Here is an 18,752-nt window from a genome sequence, read left to right on the forward strand (position 1 = left end):
AGGCTCTCGATCATGAGCGCGTCTTCGCCGCCCCCGGGTCCTGCGTCCTCCTCGCGTGCGGGGCGGTCCGCACGCGGAGCAGCAGCGACGTTGCACGACGTCGCCCGAGCGGCCGGTGTGTCCCTCGCCACGGCATCCCGCGTGTTGAACGGCTCGGAGCGCAAGGTCGCCGAGTCCTTCCGTGAGCGCGTGGAGGCGGCAGCGGCAGACCTCGGCTACACCGCCAACGTCTCCGCTCAAGCGACCGCGCGCGGCACCTCGCCGGTGATCGCGCTGCTCGTCGCCGACATCGCCGACCCCTACTTCGGCCTGATCGCGTCCGGCGTCGCGCGCGGCGCAGACGAGCACGGCCTGGTCGTCACGATCGCGATCACCGAGCGCGACGCTGAGAGGGAGGCCAGGATCGTCCGGGCGCTCCGCGGTCAAAGACCCCAGGGACTCATCCTCGCGGCATCGCGGACCGAGGAGCCGATGGAGGCGGAGACCGCACGCGAGCTCGGCGAATACACCAGGCTCGGCGGACGCACGGTCACGTTCGGCCCGGACGGCCTCGGCGATCGCCGGGTGGAGATCGACAACCGCGCCGGGGCCGAGGCTCTCGGGCGCCGCATGGCAGAGCGCGGATACCGCACGGCCATCGCGATCGGCGCGGCTGAGGGCGTGCGCACCTCGGACGAGCGCCTCGCCGGCTTCCGCGCAGGTCTCGAGGCCGCAGGCGGAACGATCGAGCGCGTGCTGCGCGGCGACTTCCGACGGGAGTCCGGGGCCGCCGCGATGACCGAGACCCTCGCCGAGGGCGTGGCGACGGGAACTCTCGTCTTCGCGATCAGCGACGTGGTCGCGATCGGCGCGATGTCGGCGATCCGTGACGCCGGCAGACAGGTCGGCGCCGACATCGCCGTCTGCGGCTTCGACGACGTGCCGTCCAGCAGTGACGTCACCCCCGCCCTCACGACCGTGCGGGTGCCGCTGAGCGAGGTGGGGTACCAGGCCTTCCGCGCGACGGTCGACCCGGACTGGCAGCAGCCCCCGCTGCCGCTCGAGGTCATCGTGCGCGCAAGCACCCCGGAGGTGGCGGCATGACGCGGATCGTGCTGGCTCCGGACAGCTTCAAGGGAACGATCACGGCGGTCGACGCCGCTGTCGCCCTGCAGGCGGGATGGACCGACGTCGACCCCGGTGCGGAGTTCGTGCACCGCCCGATGGCCGACGGCGGCGAGGGGACGGTCGCGGCTTTCGCGGCGGCGGTTCCCGGCTCGCGGCGCATGCCCGTGACCGTCGAAGGGCCCACCGGCGCGGACATCGACACGTCGTGGCTGCTGCTGCCGCCGACCGCCGACGCGGTAGGCGGAACCGCCGTGATCGATCTCGCCTCGACATCGGGCATCGAGCTCCTCGACCAGCTCCGCCCCTGGGACGCCGACACGACCGGCTTCGGCCAGGCGATCGGCGCAGCCCTCGACCACGGCGTCTCGCGGGTGGTCGTCGGCATCGGCTCCAGCGGGTCGACAGACGGCGGAACCGGGATGCTGTCCGCTCTCGGAGCCCGATTCCTCGACGCCGCGGGCGTCCCCGTCGCGCGCGGTGCCCGCGGTCTCGCCGACATCGCCTCCGTCGACCTGTCTGGTCTGCGAACCGCGCCGGATGTGCGCGTGCTCACCGACGTCACGAATCCCCTGGTCGGCCCGCGCGGAGCTTCCGCCGTCTTCGGGCCGCAGAAGGGACTGAACTCCGTCGCCGACATCACGCTCGCCGACCGCGGGCTCGGCAATCTCGCCGCACTGCTCGGCCTCGACCCGGATCAGCCGGGAACGGGTGCCGCGGGCGGCACGGGAGGCGCGCTCGTCGTCTGGGGAGGGGTGCTCGCCCCTGGAGCCGCCGAGGTGGCGGAGCTCATCGGGCTCGCCGACGCGGTCGCCGACGCCGACGTGGTCATCACGGGAGAGGGGTCGTACGACGGTCAGTCCGGCGACGGAAAGGTCCCGTCGTTCATCGCGTCCCTCGCCGCCGACGCCGGCGCCCGTGCGATGCTCGCCGCGGGACGCATCACCGCCGACGCCGACACGAGCCTGTTCACGGCATCCGCTTCGCTCACCGACCTGGCGGGATCCTCGGATGCCGCCCTCGCCGAGCCCGCACGCTGGCTGCGGGCGGCCGGCGCGGAGCTCGCCCGCAGGAGCTAGCCGCCGAGCGCCGCCGACACCACGGCGCGGGCCTCGGCCTGCACCTCGGCGAGGTGCTCCGCGCCGCGCAGGCTCTCGGCGTACAGCTTGTAGACGTCTTCCGTGCCCGACGGGCGCGCGGCGAACCAGGCGTGCTCGGTCTGCACCTTCAGTCCGCCGATCGCCGCGCCGTTGCCGGGCGCGTGCGACAGCTTCGCCGTGATGTCCTCGCCGACGAGCGACGTCGCCGTGACGGCATCCGGGGAGAGCTTGCCGAGCGTCGCCTTCTGCTCGGGGGTCGCGGGGGCGTCGACGCGCTGGTAGGCCGAGGAGCCGAAGGCCTGCTCGAGCTCGGCGTAGCGCTCCGAGGGGGTCTTGCCCGTCACGGCGATGATCTCGGCGGCGAGCAGGCAGAGCAGGATGCCGTCCTTGTCGGTCGACCAGACGGAGCCGTCCCTGCGGAGGAAGGACGCCCCCGCGGACTCCTCGCCCCCGAAGGCGACGGAGCCGTCGAGCAGGCCCGGCACGAACCACTTGAACCCGACGGGCACCTCCAGCAGGCGCCGGCCCAGCGACTCGGCGACGCGATCGATGATCATGGAGGACACGAGGGTCTTACCGATCGCCGCATCCCGCGGCCACTCGCTCCGGTGGGAGTACAGGTAGTCGATCGCGACAGCGAGGTAGTGGTTCGGGTTCATCAGACCGGCATCCGGGGTGACGATGCCGTGCCGGTCGGCGTCGGCGTCGTTGCCGGTGAGCACGTCGTAGTCGCCCTTCTTGGCGACCAGCGAGGCCATGGCCGACGGCGACGACGGATCCATCCGGATCTTCTCGTCCCAGTCGAGCGTCATGAAGCGCCAGGTCGGGTCGACCTCGGGATTGACGACCGTGAGGTCGAGGTCGTGGACCTCGGAGATCAGCGCCCAGTACTCGACGGATGCTCCGCCGAGAGGATCGGCGCCGATGCGCACGCCCGCGCGGCGGATGGCGTCGATGTCGATGATCGAGGGGAGGTCGCGCACGTAGGCGTCGCGGAAGTCGTAGCCGGTGATCGCGTCCCAGTCGACGTCGGCGAAGCGCTCGCGCTTCACTCCGTCGAGTCCGCCCGCGATGAGCTCGTTGGCGCGATCGGCGATCCAGCCCGTCGCGTCGGTGTCGGCAGGTCCGCCGTGCGGTGGGTTGTACTTGAAGCCGCCGTCGCGCGGCGGGTTGTGCGAAGGGGTCACCACGATGCCGTCGGCGCGGCCCGCGTTGCCCTCGCCGGAGACGAGGGTGCGGTTGTACGTGAGGATCGCGTGGCTGAGCGCCGGCGTCGGAACCCAGGCGTCGCGGGAATCGACGCGCACGTCGACGCCGTTGGCGAGGAGCACCTCGATGGCGCTGCGCTCCGCGGGCAGCGACAGGGCGTGGGTGTCGCGGCCGAGGAAGAGCGGGCCGGTGATGCCCTGCGACGCGCGGTAGTCGACGATCGCCTGCGTGGTCGCGAGGATGTGCGTCTCGTTGAAGCTGTTCGACAGCGAGGAGCCGCGGTGGCCGCTCGTGCCGAAGACGACGCGCTCCGCGGCGACCTCCGGATTCGGCACACGGTCGTAGTAGGCGGCGATCAGCTCGTCGACGTCGATCAGGTCAGTGTCCTCCGCGGGGAGGCCGGCACGGCTCGTCATTCCCACAGTCTGCCCCCTGATCGGCCGGAGTGCATCCCCGACGACATGCCTGGTCGCGATCCGACCGTCACGTTACTGTGGCTGCGTGATCTACGAGGAGCGGGCGGTTCCCGCGGGACTGGAGCGAGCTGTCTCTCGCCTCTGGTTCCTCGAAGCGCCGCGGGAGCGCCGCTTCGAGAAGATCCTGCCGCTCCCGTTCGTCCACTTCATCGTCAACCTCTCCGATCCGTACGCGCTGTACGACCGCGACGGTCACGCGACGGTGGTCTCCGCCGCCTTCCTCTCCGGCATCCAGACGGAGTATCTGGTGATCGAATCCCCGCAGCTCACCCGGCACGTGGGGGTGGAACTGCGACCCGAGGGGCTGAGCGTCCTGACGCGCGTGCCGGGTGCGGAGGTGGCGCGGCGCGTGCAGGACGCGACGGCGGTGGTGCCGGGCAGCGAGCGTCTGGTCGCGGAGCTCCACGGCGATCCCTCGGCGGATGCCGCGCTGACCGCCCTCAGCGACTTCCTCGTGGAGCGGGCGGTCGGCTGGCGGCCCGACGACGTCGTGCAGCACGCTCTCGAATCGCTGCACGAGGAGCCGGAGCGCCTCATCGGCGATCTCGCGCGTGCCGCCGGCGTCTCGCACCGCACGCTGATCTCCCGATTCCGCGGCGTCACCGGTCTGACACCCAAGGAGTATGCGCAGGTCGACAGGTTCCATCGATTCCTCGGCGCGGCGATCGCGAGCGCCGCGGTCGACGGCACGGCCTCCGGGTCCGCAGGCGCTCCCGACTGGACGGCGCTCGCCGGGGCATCCGGGTACTACGACCAGCCCCACGTCATCCGCGCCTTCCGCCGGTTCTGCGGGTGGACGCCGACCGAGTACCACCGGCGCATCGCCGAGTTCGGACCGGACGCCGCCTACTTCGTGCCCCTCGACGAGATCCCGGTGTCACCTCAGGCGCGATCGTAGGCGTCGTGCAGCCAGCCGATGAGCTCGGCATCCACCTCGTCGACCGACGTCACGTCGACCCGGTGCGTGCACATGCCGGTCGCTCCGCGCAGGCGTGCGGTCGGAGCGACCCCACGGAGGTTGATGCCGACACTGATGCGCGTGGCGCTGGGCGCCTCGATCAGCGCGAACTGCTTGCCGCGGCGCAGCGAGACCCCGGTCTTCTTCGGCGACACCTCGACGTCATCCCCGAAAGCGGATGCTGCGGCGACGAGGCGCTCGTACACCGGCCGCAGTCCTGCTTTCCGGCCCTCGTACTGCGCATCCACGAGACCGTCGGCCGTCACGGTCTCTCCCTGCGACCGATGCAGCTTCACGATGAGGTTGGCGAAGCCGTGCGTCACCCCGTGCTCCGTCTTCAGGAAAGCGACGGCCGCCGCGTGACGGTCGAGTGCCGCGGCGTCGAGTTCCGTGAACCACTCGGGCAGCTCTCGCCCGGTCCGCGCGGGGAGGTTGTCGATCATCGTCTGCGTCGCAGCATCCACGTCCATGCCGGAAGACTATCCGTCGGGATCGACGCGCGATTGTACGGAATTGAACGCCGGCCGACGGGGATAAGGTGAGACGCGTGACTGAACGCCGCACCTACAGCTACCTCGGCCCTGCCGGAACCTTCACGGAGGCGGCGCTCGACCAGGTCGCGGAGGCGCGAGGGCAGGACTGGCGCCCCGTGCACAACGTGGGCGAGGCTCTCGACGACGTGCTCGAGGGGCGCAGCGATGCGGCGATGATCGCGATCGAGAACTCGATCGAGGGCGGCGTCTCCACCACGCAGGACGCGCTGGCGACGCTGCCGGGTCTGCGCATCATCGGCGAGTACCTCGTCCGGGTGAACTTCGTGCTGGTCGCGCCGCGCGGCACCACACTCGACCAGGTCGAGGTCATCGCGGCGCATCCGGTCGCGTACGCGCAGTGCCACGGCTGGCTCGGCGCGAACGTGCCCTCGCACTCGCACGTGCCGGCCGCGAGCAATGTCGCCTCCGCCATCGGCGTGCTCGACGGCACGCTTCCGGCGCAGGCCGCCATCGCGGCGCCGGGCATCGTCAAGCACTACGACGTCGACGTCCTCGCCGAGGGCATCGGCGACAACGCGCAGGCCGTGACCCGGTTCGTGCTCGTCACGCGCACGACGACGCCGCCCGCCCCGACCGGCGCCGACAAGACCTCGCTCATCGTCGAGCTGCCGCACGATCACCCCGGGTCGCTGCTGGAGATGCTCGAGCAGTTCTCGACGCGCGGGATCAACCTGTCGCTGATCGAGTCCCGGCCGATCGGCGACGAGCTCGGCCGGTACCGGTTCGTCATCGACGCCGACGGGCACATCGAGCACGAGCGGATGGCGGACGCCCTGCTCGGCATCCGCCGCTTCAGCCCGCGCGTGGTCTTCCTCGGTTCGTATCCGCGCGCCGATCGCCAGATCGTGCAGTATCCCGATCGCTATGCCGACGACATCTTCGTCGAGGCGCGGGACTGGCTGCGCGGCATCCTCTCGGGCGAACCCGAGGCGTAGAGCCGGGCCGCGGGCCGACCGGTCAGTGCTCCTGGAACCGCGGCCAATCGCTGCCCGGAGCCATGTGCGAGTGCAGCGCGCCCTTGGCGGATGCGAGGCTCGGGTAGGTGCCTGTCGCGGCATCCGATCCCGTCATCGTGACGACGTAGCCGTCCTCGTCGTGGCGGATGCTGCCGACCACTCCATTCGATCCGTAGGCGACCCAGAGGGCGAGGGTCTTCGTGGTGCTCATCGTCGGAACTCCTTCCACTGCCGTGACACGGCCGGTGACCGTGCTCGTGACGCTACGCCTCGTGCACCCGGAAAGCCAGGCCTTGACAGGGCGCTCGGGATCACTCCGCCGAGACGCTCACCAGGGCGCGCTTGAACTCCGGCATGGCCGAGTGCGGATCGACGCGGTCGTCGGTCAGAAGGTTCGCGCTGCCGGCATCCGGGTAGTGGAACGGCAGGAACACCGTGTCCGGGCGGATGTCGCGCGTCAGCTCGGCGCGCGCGATCACGGTGCCACGGTCGTTCGCGATGCGGATGCCGTCGCCCTCGCCGATGCCGTGTCGGCGGGCCGTGGCCGGATGCAGCTGGGCGATCAGCGCCGGACGTTTCGCGGTGAGCTCGCTGACGCGGCGGGTCTGCGTGCCGCTCTGATACTGCTCCAGCAGGCGCCCGGTGACGAGGTTGAGCCGGTCTCCGTCCGCCGCCTCGTGCTCCTGCGCCCGCACGGCGACGAGCTTCGCGCGGCCGTCGGGGTGCGCGAAACGATCGGCGAACAGGCGCGGTGTGCCGAGGCTGCCGACGGGGAAGGGCCAGTGCGCCTCGACACCGAGGTCGAGCAGAGCGTGGCTGAGACCGGAGTAGTCCGCGGGGCCGCCGGCGGAGGCGCGGGCGAGTTCGTCGAAGACCTCGGCCGGTTCGAGGCTCCACACGCCGGGGGCGTCGAGGCGCCGGGCGAGCTCCGCCATGATCCAGAGCTCGCTGCGTGTGCCGGGAGGTGGGGTGAGGGCCTTCCGGCGCCGGAGCACCCGCCCCTCCAAGTTCGTCATCGTGCCCTCCTCCTCGGCCCACTGCAGCACCGGGAGGACGATGTCGGCCATCCGCGCGGTCTCGGAGAGGAAGAAGTCCGACACCACCAGCAGGTCGAGACGGCCGAGCGCCTCTCGCACCGTCGCGACGTTCGGCGAGGAGACCACGACGTTCGAGCCGTGCACGAGCAGCGCGCGCACACCGCCGGGCAGTCCGGCGCCCTGCAGCAGCTCGACGGCCGGGATGCCGGGGCCCGGGATGTCGTTGGGATCGACGCCCCAGACGGCGGCGACGTGCGCGCGTGCGGCCGGATCCGTGATCTTGCGGTACCCCGGCAGCTGGTCGGCCTTCTGCCCGTGCTCGCGTCCGCCCTGTCCGTTGCCCTGTCCCGTGAGCGTGCCGTAGCCGGATCCTGGCGTGCCGGGCAGACCGAGCAGCAGGGCGAGGTTGATCGCGGCGGTCGCGGTGTCGGTGCCGTCGACGTGCTGCTCCACGCCCCGTCCGGTGAGGATGTAGGCGGAGCCTGAGCGGGCGAGCATCCGCGCGATCTCCCGGATGCGCGACGCCGGCACTCCCGTGACCGTCGCCGCCCGCTCCGGCCACCACGACGACACGGACTGCCGCAGCGCCTCGAATCCGGACGTGCGCTGCGACACGTAGCCGGCATCGTGGAGATGCTCGGCGATGACCACGTGGATGAGTGACAGCAGCAGGGCCAGGTCGGTGCCGGGCACGGGCTGGAGATGGATGCCGCCGCCGTCGGCGCAGAGGCGGGCCGTGGAGCTGCGTCGGGGGTCGACGACGATGAGGCCGCCGCGCGCCCTGGCGCCCTGCAGGTGCGAGACGAACGGCGGCATCGTGTCGCCCACGTTCGAGCCGAGCATCAGGATCGTCTCGGCGGTGTCGAGATCCGTCAGCGGGAACGGGAGTCCGCGGTCGATGCCGAACGAGCGGTTCGCGGCCGCGGCGGCCGACGACATGCAGAAGCGTCCGTTGTAGTCGATCCGGGAGGTGCCGAGCGCGATGCGCGCGAACTTGCCCAGCTGATAGGCCTTCTCGTTCGTCAGCCCGCCGCCGCCGAAAACGCCGATCGCGTCGCGCCCGTGCTTCGCCGCGATGCCCTGCAGGCGGGCGGCGAGCAGGTCGAGAGCCGCGTCCCAGTCGGCGGGATGCAGCTCGCCGTCGGCGCCGCGCACCAGCGGCGTCGTCAGCCGGCCGGCGTCGCCGAGGAGCTCGGCCGACGTCCAGCCCTTCTTGCAGAGGCCGCCGCGGTTGGTGGGGAAGTCGCGTCCGGCGACGCTGACCGGGAGCGGGCCGTCGGGCGCTGCAGTGAGCGTCATCGCGCACTGCAGTGCGCAGTAGGGGCAGTGCGTGTCGGTCATGCCGTCGCCGCCGCGTGCGCGTGGACGAGCTCGGCGATGCGGGCACGGCATCCGCCGCATCCGGTGCCGGCACGCGTGCATCCGCCGACCTCCGCGACGGTGCCGCAGCCGTCGTCGATCGCGTCCTCGACCTGTCCGACCGTCACGTCGTTGCAGATGCACAGGGTCGCATCGCGACCGCTCACCGGCTCGACCTCGTCGGCGTCGTCGAGGCGGAGCAGCAGGGAGCGGTCGGCCGGCAGCTCGCCGCCGCGCAGATACAGCACGCTCAGCTCGGCGGCGGTGCGCGGCATCCCCACGGCGACGAATCCGGTCAGCACGCCGCCGCGGGTCGCCATCTTCACGTAGGTGCCGTGCTCCGGGTCGGCCCAGACCGCTATGCCCGGCGCATCCTCGCCCGCCGGGACCGGCGCGAACGGGTCGGCCGAGACGTCGCCGGCGGACACGAGATCGACGAGTTCGCCCTTCAGCACGACGACACCCGGTTGATCCTCGGGGAACGGGGCGTGGTCCTCGGCGTCGAGCTCGGCGGTGATCTCGGCGGTGATGCGGGCGGCGAGCCAGGAAGCCTGACGCCAGCCGGGGCCGACGAGGCCGTTGGGTCCGCCGGGCACGCGCTTCTCGTGCAGGTGGAGTTCCGGATCGGCGATGTGGGCGCAGTCGCCGATCGCGTGGATCTGCTCGTCGGTCCAGGACCGCAGCGCGCTGTCGACCAGCACGCCGTTGCCGACGCGGAGTCCGGCGTTCTCCGCCAGCTCGGTCCGCGCGCGCACGCCGCACGAGAGCACGAGCAGGTCGCCCTCGATGTGCTTGGCATCGGAGCTCACCAGCGCGCGGAATCGTCGCTCGCCGGTCTCGTCTTCGCGCACGATCACGCCCTCGGCGCGGGTGTGCGGCACCAGCGCGACGCCTGCCGACGCGAGAGCGGATGACAGGACCGAGGCCGAGCCGCGATCGAGCTGCCGCGGCATCGGGATCGGGCCGAAGTGCGCGACGGCCGGCGTGACTCCCGCATCGGCGAGGAGCATGGCCAGCTCGATGCCGAGCACGCCGGCGCCGAGCACGACCACGCGCCCGCCTCGCTCGACGACCTCGCGCACCTGGGCGGCATCCGACAGGTCGCGCAGCACGCACACGCCCGTCGTAAGGCGTGCGTCGAGGCCGGTGCCGTCCGGCCCCACGGTGTGCAACCCGTCCAGTGCCGGGATGATCGGCCGGGCGCCGGTGGCGAGCACGAGCCGGTCGTAGGCGATGGTCGACCCGTCGCCCAGCACCACACGCTGCGCCTCCCGATCGATGCGCTCCGCGCGGGCGCCGAGACGCAGGTCCACTCCCGGCAGGTCGGCGGCGGTCGTGAGTGTGAGCTCGGATGCTGCGACCTCGCCGGCCGCGTACTCGCCGATCAGCACACGGTTGTACGGATCGGCGGTCTCGGCGCCGACCACCGTCACCGTCACGCGGCCCGCGGAGACGAGCGGCAGGAGCTCCTCCGCGAACCGGATGCCGACGGGCCCGGCACCGACGACGACGATCCGCACGGTCAGATCCGGTGTCCGGCGAGCGAGGCGCGCGGGACCGCGTAGACGAGCACGGTGATGACGAGCAGCACCACGTAGGCGCCGACGAAGCCTGCGAAGGCCGGGGCGTAGGACCCGCTCGCGTTCTTCGCGGCGGCCAGCACCTGCGGGATGACGAACCCGCCGTAGGCGCCGATCGCGGAGATCAGGCCGAGGGCCGCGGCGCCCTTGCGCTGCGTGCTCACCGTCAGCGGATCGCCCGCGGTGGCGGCGCCGCGTGCGGCGAAGACGTTCGGGATCATCCGGTAGGTCGAGCCGTTGCCGAGGCCCGCGGCGACGAACAGCAGAAGGAAGCATCCGAGGAAGAGCGCGAAGCTGTTCAGCTCGAGCGTGAGCAGGAGGGAGAGGGCGCCGGCGATCATCAGACCGAACGCGGCGATCGTCATGCGTGCTCCGCCGAAGCGGTCGGCGAGCTTGCCGCCGTAGGGCCGCGCGAGCGATCCGACGAGCGCGCCGAGGAACGCGAGCGAGAGCGAGGCCGTGCCGACCTGGAACGTCGAGTACTCCGGGAAGGTGTCGGCGATCAGCTTCGGGAACACGCTGGAGAAGCCGATGAACGATCCGAAGGTGCCGATGTAGAGCAGCGCCAGCACCCACAGGTGCGGTTCACGCAGGGCAGCGGCGGCGCCGGCGAAGTCGGCCTTCGCGGAGGACAGGTTGTCCATGTAGCGCCAGGCGCCCCAGGCTGCGAGGAGGATGAGCGGGATCCACATCCACCCCGCGAAGGAGAGGTTGAAGGTGAGTGCGGCGGTGAGCGATACGACGATGGGAACGGCGAGCTGGGCGACCGCGGTGCCGAGGTTGCCGCCGGCCGCGTTCAGGCCGAGCGCCCATCCCTTCTCCTTCTGCGGGAAGAAGTAGGTGATGTTCGACATCGAGCTGGCGAAGTTGCCGCCGCCGAAGCCCGCGAGGGCTGCGACCAGGAGCAGGACGCCGAACGGTGTCTCGGGGTTCTGCACCACGATGCCGAGCAGGCCGGCCGGGATCAGCAGCAGCAGGGCCGACACGATGGTCCAGTTGCGACCGCCGAACCGTGCGACGAGGAACGTGTACGGGAAGCGCAGGGTCGCGCCGACGAGGCTCGGCAGCGAGATCAGCCAGAACGACTCGGTGGTGCTGAGAGTGAAGCCGGCATTCGGCAGCAGCACGACCACGATGCTCCACAGCTGCCACACGATGAAGCCGAGGAACTCGGCGAAGATCGACCAGCCGAGGTTGCGGCGGGCGATCCCACGGCCCTCCGCGGCCCAGAAGACGGCGTCCTCCGGGTTCCAGCCGTCGATCCAGCGACCGTCGCGGCGGGTGAGGGTGGTGGCCGAATCGACCCTGGTGTTTCCGAGCGTCTGAGACATCGCGGCTCCTGGAGTTCGAGAGGAAGAATGCTCCGAACCTAGGGGTCGCGTATTTCCCGGCTGCTCTTCGGCGATTTCCGGATGATTACTTTTGCATCACACGGGCTCGGGAGTCGATGAGAGGTCTCCGTGAAGGCCGCCGCCGATCAGGCGTGGTCGTCGTCCGTGCGCCAGCCCGCGGCGAGCTCGCTGATCGCCGCGGCGGCGGCATCGGCGTCGGCAGGAGAGCCTCCGGCGCGGCCGGCGGCGAGCCCCGCGAGGAAGGCGCTCAGCGGAGCGGCGGGGCGGGCGACGCCGTGCGCGACGTCACGAGCGAGGTCGAGGATGCGCGCCACGTCGACATCCGAGCGATCCAGCTCCAGGCGCGCGCACACCGCCGTGGTCCACTCGTCCAGGGCATCGACGGGGAGATGCCGCGGCTGATCTGTCATGTCGCCTCCTGAATCCGTGCGTCCTCGTGCCTGAGCGGCCTGCGTCCTGGCACGCTCCAGATCGTCCCACGTGTCGACGTCCGCCGCCAGGTCGCCGGCGGACACGAGGTCCAGGTGCAGTCCCGAGACGAGGGAGCGCATCGAGGCGTCCCGGCCGCCGTCGGGGAGCGCGTCGACGGCACGGCGGAGTGCTGCGGTGCGATAGCGGCCGATCAGCCACTGCGCGCCGGCGGCATCCGCGAGACAGGTCCCGTCGGCGTCGCCCGGCGGATGCTCGCGCAGCAGTGCGACCGCCTCCACGGCGCGCGGGGTGTCGGCGGCGAGGACCCAGACCTCCGCGCTGTCGACATGCGCCAGGCCCGCGGCGATCGCGGCCACGGGGCCGCCGAACGCGGGCGTCTCGCGCGTCCAGACGACCTCGGCCCGCACGGGTGCGGGCGGTCCGACCACGATGAGCGGATCGCACCACGACACCGCACGCACCGCACGGTCGAGCAGCGTCTCGCCGTCCACCACGAGCTGCGGCTTGTCGGCTCCGCCCAGGCGTGAGGCGCGACCGCCGGCGAGGACGATCGCCGCGACGCCGCCGGAGCCGTGCGGAGTGAGGGGAGTGAGGGGAGCGGTCATGAGAGCAGCACGACGTCGACCAGGTCGCCGGCGCTCACGGTCGCGACATCCTCGGGAACCACCGCGTAGGCCTCCGCCTGCGCCAGGCCGGCCGCCAGGTGCGAACCCGATCCTCCCGCGGTCGCCGGCCGCACCGTCCAGCCGGTCGGATCCGCGCGGTCGATGCGCGCCGGCAGGAACTGCCGGCGCCCCTGCCTGGTCCGCCATCCGGTCGCGGCGGGCAGCCGCATTGTCGGTCGCTGCAGCTCGGACCGGCCCTGCAGCGCCAGCAGGGCAGGGCGCACGAACGCCTCGAACGACATCGCGACGCTCACCGGGTTCCCCGGAAGGCCGAACACGAGCGCATCGCCGACCCGGCCGAACGCCTGCGGCTCTCCCGGCTGCATGGCGACCGAGACGAAGGCGATCCGGTCGCTCAGCACGCTGCGGACGACCTCGTAGGCGCCGGCGCTGACCCCGCCCGACGTGACGACGAGGTCGGCCCCGAGGTCGTCGACCGCGTGCGTGAAGGCCGCGTCGAACGCAGCATCCTCATCGGTCACCGTCGTCACCGAAACGAGTTCGGCGCCGGCCTCCCGGCACGAGGCTGCGAGCAGGATCGAGTTCGACTCCGGGATCTGCCCGCGGACGAAGTCGCCGCCGGGCGGGGCGAGTTCACTGCCGGTCGAGATGACGGCCACGCGCGGTCGGCGCCGCACGTCGACCCGATCCACACCGGATGCCGCGAACGCCGTCGCCTGCAGGGCGCCGACGACGATCCCGGCCGGGGCGACCTCCGCGCCGGCGCGCACGTCCTCGCCGCGCCGACGGATGTGCGCGCCCTCGCTCCGCGGCGCAGCGGTCACGATCGCGGAGGTCTGCGAGTGCGCGAATCCGCCGTGGGTGTCCTCGACGGGGATCACCACCGTCGCCGCCGTGGGAACGGGAGCGCCGGTCATGATCCTGGCGGCCTCGCCCGCGCCGAGGGGAGGGTCGACGGACGAGCCGGCGGGGATGTCGGCGACGACGCGCACCGTCACCGGGTGCGCGGCGTCTGCGGCGGCGACGTCCTCGTGACGCGCGGCGTAGCCGTCCATGGCGGAGTTGTCGAACAGCGGCACATCGACGCGGGCCAGCACCGGCGCGGCGAGCGTGCGTCCGATGGAGTCGCCGAGCGGCACGGTCGCGGAGGGCACGGGCGTGACAGCCGAGAGCACGACCGCGAGATGCTCCTCCACGGTGCGGCGGATGGCGCCAGCGCCGGTCGGAGGAGAGGCAGGGCGCATGGACTCAGCGTACGCCGGGGCGTCATCCCGCTCGGCGGGTCGTGCGCGATGTTGCGGCACATTTCCGGCGGCCGCACGAGCGGTGCCGGATCAGAGCACGGCCGTGGTCAGAGCGCGGCGGCGATCAGCTCGAGCGTCTGCGCGCGCCCCGGAGACGTCGCCTTCGGCTCCGACTCGTAGGATGCCGCGACGGGCGACAGCATGACCTCGTCGACGCCGTAGGTCTCGGCGAACGCGCGGAGCTCGGCGGCGACCGACGCACCCGTCCCGACGAACCAGCGCGAGCGCGCCGCCTGGATGACCTGGTCGGTGGCGGCATCCGTCTCTGCGGCGACGGCCTCCTCGACGGTCTCCAGCGCGACGAGGGGCTGGTTCAGGCGCAGCCGCGCCATCATGCGCAGCTGCGGCAGGGCGCGCGCCTCCGCCTCCTCGGCCGTGGGTGCGGCGACGACATTGACCGTGAGGAACGTGCGCGGCTCCGGGTGCTCCTCGCTGGGCTGGTAGCCCGTGCGGTACAGGTCGAGCGCGCGCTCGAGTCCCTGTCCCGAGAAGTGGTTCGCGAACACGTAGGGCAGGCCCTGGGATGCCGCGAGCTGCGCCGAGTAGTCGCTGGAGCCGAGCAGCCACACCTCGGGTGCTCCGGTCGCGGCGGGCGTCGCACGGACCGTGTACTCGCCGCCGGATGTGAACCGCACGGTCGCACCCTCGCCGGAGACGAGCGCTGCGATGTCCTGCACGTGGCGGGGGAACTGCTCGACGTCGCTCGTCGTGCCCGAGCCGCGGAGCAGCTGGGTGATGACGGGGTCGCTGCCCGGAGCGCGTCCGAGACCCAGGTCGATGCGTCCGGGGGCGATGGCCTCGAGCGCCGCGAACTGCTCGGCGACGATCAGCGGCGCGTGGTTGGGCAGCATGACGCCGCCGGAGCCGAGGCGCAGCCGTGTCGTGCGCGTCGCGGCCGCGGCGATCAGCACCGGGGGAGTCGTCGAGGCGACCGCGGGCATGTTGTGGTGCTCCGCGAACCAGTAGCGGCGACAGCCGAGCCGGTCGGCGGTCTCCGCCAGCGAGAGCGAGGAGGCGATGGCCTCGGCACTGGTCTGGCCGGTGCGCACCGGGACGAGATCGAGGACGGAGAGAGCGAGTTCAGACATCCTCAGGGCAAACCACGAGGCGGGCCCGGGCATTCCCCGGGGTTCAGGTCCGCGGTGTGCCGGGGGAGCGTCCGCGCGTCTCGTCGCGCAGGGTCTCGATCTCCTCGCGATTGATGGTCGCCGCGCGCTCGAGCAGCTCGTTCGCGAAGTCGAGCTGCTCGTCGGTCAGGGTGTCGAGATAGTCGTTCCAGCGTTCCGCGACCCGGCCGTAGACGTGCCCGACCCGTGCCATCACGGTCTCGGGGACCGCGGAGACGATCACGCGGCGGCGATCGGTCTCGTCTCGGGTGCGGGTGACGAAGCCCGCCCGCTCGAGGCGGTCGATCATGGCGGTCACCGCGCCTCCGGCGGTCAGGCCCGAGCGGGCAGCCAGCTCTCCGGGGGTCGCCGGGCCCTCGCTCAGCAGCAGGCCCACCGCCTGGAGATCGGTCCCGTTGAGGCCCCCGGAGCGCGCCACAGCCTCCTGGAACAGCACGGACCTGGCCATGAACTCGCGCATCACCTCGCCCTGGCGGGCGATCGCGGTATCGCGCGTTGACGCTTTCTCCGGCATCCGCTAATCTCTCTATATTAGAGAGACTCTCTTTTAGAGTCTCTCTCATCTGCTCTCAGACTATCGAAGGAACCACCCATGCCCAAGGCGCTCATCATCGGGGGCGGCGTCGCCGGACCCGCCACGGCACTCTTCCTCCACCGTGCGGGATGGCAGGTGGAAATCTTCGAGGCGCGGAGCGCGCCGGCGCCGTACGGCGGGCTCTTCCTCAATGTGGCCACCAACGGCCTCGCGGTGCTCGACGAGCTCGGTCTGCGCGACCGACTCGTGTCGGACGGGCACCTCAGCCCGCACATGGTGATGCTCAGCGGGCGGGGAGCGCGGCTCGGCGTGGTCCCGAACGGGCCCGCCGGGGACCCGGCGCGCGGCAGCGTCGTCGTGCGACGCGCCTGGCTGCACGAGGTGCTGCGCGATGCGATCACGGATGCCGGCATCCCCCTCATGTTCGATGCGCGGCTGGACCGCGTCGAGGAGACGCCGGATGCCGTGGTCGCGCACTTCGACGACGGTCGCAGCGTCCGCGGCGACGTGCTCATCGGCGCCGACGGCGTGGGATCGATCGTGCGGACGGCCATCGATCCGAAGGCACCGGCCCCCGCTCCGAGCGGGCTGATCAGCGTCGGCGGCTTCTCCCGCGTGCCGGGTCTCGCGCCGACGCCCGGCGAGCAGTACATGGTGTTCGGCGCGAAGTCCTTCTTCGGCTACCTGGTGCGCGACGACGGCACCGCCTACTGGTTCGCCAACGTGACGGCGCCGGCGCTCGGGCGTGCGGAGACTCGCGCGATGACGGACGAGGACTGGCTGACGCGATTGCGGGACCTGCATGCCGAGGACCCCTATCCGGTGCCCCAGATCCTCGAGCAGGTGGAGGGGGAGATCGGCGCCTATCCGCTCTCCGATCTCACGCACGTCCCGCACTGGCATCGAGGGCGACTTGTCCTCGTCGGAGATGCCGTGCACGCGACCTCACCCAGTGCAGGACAGGGCGCCTCCCTCGCGCTGGAAGACGCGATCGTGCTCGCCAGACACCTGCGCGACGCCGCCGACCACGAACAGGCCTTCGCCGCCTACGAGCGCGACCGGCGGCCACGCGCAGAAGAGGTCGTGAAGTACGCACGAGCAGTCAACCGGAACAAGCGGGTCACGAAGTCCCGGCTCGGCATCGCCCTCCGTGATGCGATGCTGCCGAGGTTCCTGCGCAACGCCTCCTCGGACACCCGCAACGATCATCTCTACAACCACGTCGTCCGCTGGTGACCCCGCGCTCCCTCATCGCGCGTTCCCCCGCTAGCGTTGGCACATGGATGCCGAGATCTTCTACGTGATCGTCGGAGCCGTCGCCGTGGCGGCGGTCGCGAGATGGCGCGGGTGGCCCGCGCCGCTGCTGGTCACGGTCGTGGCGCTCGCCGCGTCGTTCCTGCCGTTCGTGCCCGAGGTCGACATCGACGGGCATCTGCTGCTGAACCTCGTGCTGCCTCCGCTGCTGTACTCGGCGGCGCTCGACGTCTCGTTCGTCGGGTTCAAGCGCAGCCTGCCGCAGATCCGCCGCCTCGGCGTCACGCTCGTGCTGCTCACCGCGCTCGCGGTCGGCTTCGTGGCCTGGTGGATCTTCCCGGCGCTGACTCTTCCCGGGGCGCTGCTGCTCGGCGCGATCGTCGCCCCGCCGGATGCCGTCTCGGCGGCGGCGATCGGCCGCAAGCTCGGACTCCCTCGGCGCATCATGACCGTGCTGTCCGGTGAGAGCCTGATCAACGACGCGACCTCGCTGACGCTGTACCGCGTGTTCGCGGCGATCCTCGCCGGGGCGACCCTGACGGTGTGGGACGGCATCTGGCAGTTCCTGCTCGCGGTCGTGGTCGGCGTCGTCGTCGGCCTCGTCTTCGGCATCGTGCTGCATCAGCTGCGCATGCGGATCAGCGACCCCGTCGTGATCGGCACCTTCGGGCTGCTGGCCCCGTTCGGCGCATACGCGATCGCGGAGCACCTGCTCGGATCCGGCGTGCTCGCGGTCGTCGCGATGGGCCTCTACGTCGGCTTCAACGCCCCCCGCACCGACTACACCACCCGGCAGCAGGAGAAGCCGCTGTGGCTCTCGGCCGACCTGCTGCTGGAGAGCTTCGTGTTCGCGTACATCGGACTGCAGTTCCCCCGCGTGCTCCGAGATCTCGGCAGCGAGTCGGTGGGGCACATCCTGCTCCTCTCCGGCGCGGTGCTGCTGGTCGTGCTCGTCGTGCGCCCGCTGTACGTCTACCCGACCGGCGCCTGGTCGAACTTCCAGGACCGCCGGCGCCTCGCCCGCATGGATCGCGGCATCGCCTCGGGGGATTTCGACAAGCGCCGAGAGCAGTCCTCGCGCTGGAGCCGGTACAGCGCGGAGGAGCTGCGGTCCCAGATCGTGCGCGAGCGGATGGCGGGACTCCAGCTCACGTGGAAGGACAACGCGGTCATCTCGTGGGCCGGGATGCGCGGCGTCGTCACGCTCGCGACAGCGCTCGCCGCCGCCGACCTCGCGTCCCTGGACTCGGACGCCTCGCACGCGATCGTGGTCGTGGCCTTCATCGTGACGGTCGCGACGCTGCTGCTGCAGGGGCTGACGCTGCCGATGCTCATCCGCGGACTCGGCATCGCGAGCGACGTCGACCAGGCCGAGGACGAGAAGGCGCTCGAGGCGGTGAAGGAGAAGAGCCGTGCCGCCGGCAAGGCGTTCCTCGCCGAGAAGCGCCTCGAGTGGGAGGCGACGCACGGGCAGGTCGACATGCCCCTCTTCGACGCCTTCACGAAGCGGATGACCCGGGTCGAGAAGGACACCGACGAGGCGCAGCGCGTCGGGGATGCCGCGAACCAGCCCTCCTACGAGGATCTGGTCGCACTGTCCCGGGGCTGGCTGCAGGTGCGGCGCGACATCCTCCTGGCGGAGCGCGACGCCGGCAACCTCGACGAAGAGGTGATGCGCGAGCTGCTCACCGCGATGGATGCCGAGGAGCTCGCGCTCGACACCCGCGGCGCCACGCGCGAGCAGGGTCGCGCGTAGAACGCCGGCTCTCCCACCCATACCCGGCGGCGT

Annotated in this window: 16 protein-coding genes; 6 read left to right on the forward strand and 10 right to left on the reverse strand. The window is 71.6% G+C overall.

Annotated elements, in window-relative coordinates; all coding sequences use genetic code 11:
• Positions 1 to 12 precede the first annotated feature (12 nt).
• Positions 13 to 1,083: a LacI family DNA-binding transcriptional regulator gene (locus ABS642_RS18105; protein ID WP_350351216.1), complete on the forward strand. Its 1,071-nt coding sequence runs from the start codon at positions 13 to 15 to the stop codon at positions 1,081 to 1,083.
• Complete coding sequence (locus ABS642_RS18110; RefSeq protein WP_350351217.1) at positions 1,080 to 2,183, forward strand: glycerate kinase; 1,104 nt, start codon at positions 1,080 to 1,082, stop codon at positions 2,181 to 2,183. The genes ABS642_RS18105 and ABS642_RS18110 overlap by 4 nt, the downstream gene beginning before the upstream one ends.
• Here the strand turns inward: ABS642_RS18110 and pgm are convergent.
• Positions 2,180 to 3,829: a phosphoglucomutase (alpha-D-glucose-1,6-bisphosphate-dependent) gene (pgm, locus tag ABS642_RS18115; RefSeq protein WP_350351218.1), complete on the reverse strand. Its 1,650-nt coding sequence runs from the start codon at positions 3,827 to 3,829 to the stop codon at positions 2,180 to 2,182. The two genes, ABS642_RS18110 and pgm, sit on opposite strands and share 4 nt — an antisense overlap.
• A gap of 85 nt (positions 3,830 to 3,914) precedes the next feature.
• Between pgm and ABS642_RS18120 the strand changes: the two genes are divergently transcribed.
• On the forward strand, positions 3,915 to 4,787 hold the full coding sequence (locus ABS642_RS18120; protein ID WP_350351219.1) for an AraC family transcriptional regulator: 873 nt from the start codon (positions 3,915 to 3,917) through the stop codon (positions 4,785 to 4,787).
• On the opposite strand, the gene ABS642_RS18125 is transcribed toward ABS642_RS18120, so the two are convergent.
• Positions 4,772 to 5,317: a DUF4287 domain-containing protein gene (locus tag ABS642_RS18125; protein WP_350351220.1), complete on the reverse strand. Its 546-nt coding sequence runs from the start codon at positions 5,315 to 5,317 to the stop codon at positions 4,772 to 4,774. The genes ABS642_RS18120 and ABS642_RS18125 overlap by 16 nt on opposite strands.
• 68 nt (positions 5,318 to 5,385) lie before the next feature.
• On the opposite strand from ABS642_RS18125, the gene pheA reads away from it, so the two are divergent.
• Positions 5,386 to 6,336, forward strand: a complete 951-nt coding sequence (gene pheA / locus ABS642_RS18130) for a prephenate dehydratase (RefSeq protein ID WP_282215937.1) — start codon at positions 5,386 to 5,388, stop codon at positions 6,334 to 6,336.
• 22 nt (positions 6,337 to 6,358) lie between these two features.
• Here pheA and ABS642_RS18135 read toward each other — a convergent pair whose 3' ends face one another.
• From ABS642_RS18135 to ABS642_RS18170, 8 genes are all read right to left on the reverse strand, one after another.
• Entirely contained in the window at positions 6,359 to 6,568 is a 210-nt protein-coding gene (locus ABS642_RS18135) for a methyltransferase (protein WP_350351221.1), read from the reverse strand.
• A gap of 100 nt (positions 6,569 to 6,668) precedes the next feature.
• Positions 6,669 to 8,735 (reverse strand): molybdopterin oxidoreductase family protein, encoded by a 2,067-nt coding sequence (locus tag ABS642_RS18140; protein WP_350351222.1) that lies wholly within the window; start codon positions 8,733 to 8,735, stop codon positions 6,669 to 6,671.
• Positions 8,732 to 10,273, reverse strand: a complete 1,542-nt coding sequence (locus tag ABS642_RS18145) for an FAD-dependent oxidoreductase (RefSeq protein WP_350351223.1) — start codon at positions 10,271 to 10,273, stop codon at positions 8,732 to 8,734. The genes ABS642_RS18140 and ABS642_RS18145 overlap by 4 nt, the downstream gene beginning before the upstream one ends.
• Positions 10,274 to 10,275: 2 nt before the next feature.
• Complete coding sequence (locus tag ABS642_RS18150) at positions 10,276 to 11,664, reverse strand: MFS transporter (RefSeq protein WP_350351224.1); 1,389 nt, start codon at positions 11,662 to 11,664, stop codon at positions 10,276 to 10,278.
• 146 nt (positions 11,665 to 11,810) lie between these two features.
• Complete coding sequence (locus ABS642_RS18155; protein WP_350351225.1) at positions 11,811 to 12,722, reverse strand: DUF6457 domain-containing protein; 912 nt, start codon at positions 12,720 to 12,722, stop codon at positions 11,811 to 11,813.
• The gene (gene glp / locus ABS642_RS18160) at positions 12,719 to 13,987 is read right to left on the reverse strand and encodes a gephyrin-like molybdotransferase Glp (RefSeq protein ID WP_350351226.1); all 1,269 of its coding nucleotides are present in this window, start codon (positions 13,985 to 13,987) and stop codon (positions 12,719 to 12,721) included. Before glp ends, ABS642_RS18155 begins: the two co-directional genes overlap by 4 nt.
• Before the next feature lie 107 nt (positions 13,988 to 14,094).
• Positions 14,095 to 15,135 carry an LLM class flavin-dependent oxidoreductase gene (locus ABS642_RS18165; protein WP_350351227.1) on the reverse strand — a complete coding sequence of 347 codons (1,041 nt, stop codon included), beginning with the start codon at positions 15,133 to 15,135 and terminating at the stop codon, positions 14,095 to 14,097.
• A gap of 43 nt (positions 15,136 to 15,178) precedes the next feature.
• A complete protein-coding gene (locus tag ABS642_RS18170) occupies positions 15,179 to 15,688 on the reverse strand; it encodes a MarR family transcriptional regulator (protein ID WP_350351228.1) in 510 nt (169 codons plus the stop codon).
• Positions 15,689 to 15,766: 78 nt separating this feature from the next.
• Between ABS642_RS18170 and ABS642_RS18175 the strand changes: the two genes are divergently transcribed.
• Both ABS642_RS18175 and ABS642_RS18180 read left to right on the forward strand, forming a co-directional pair.
• Positions 15,767 to 16,945, forward strand: a complete 1,179-nt coding sequence (locus tag ABS642_RS18175; RefSeq protein WP_350351229.1) for an NAD(P)/FAD-dependent oxidoreductase — start codon at positions 15,767 to 15,769, stop codon at positions 16,943 to 16,945.
• 43 nt (positions 16,946 to 16,988) lie between these two features.
• Positions 16,989 to 18,719, forward strand: a complete 1,731-nt coding sequence (locus ABS642_RS18180; protein WP_350351230.1) for a cation:proton antiporter — start codon at positions 16,989 to 16,991, stop codon at positions 18,717 to 18,719.
• The last annotated feature ends 33 nt before the right edge of the window (positions 18,720 to 18,752 follow it).

It is taken from the genome of Microbacterium sp. A8/3-1 (assembly GCF_040267695.1).
GTDB classification, from domain to species: domain Bacteria; phylum Actinomycetota; class Actinomycetes; order Actinomycetales; family Microbacteriaceae; genus Microbacterium; species Microbacterium luteolum.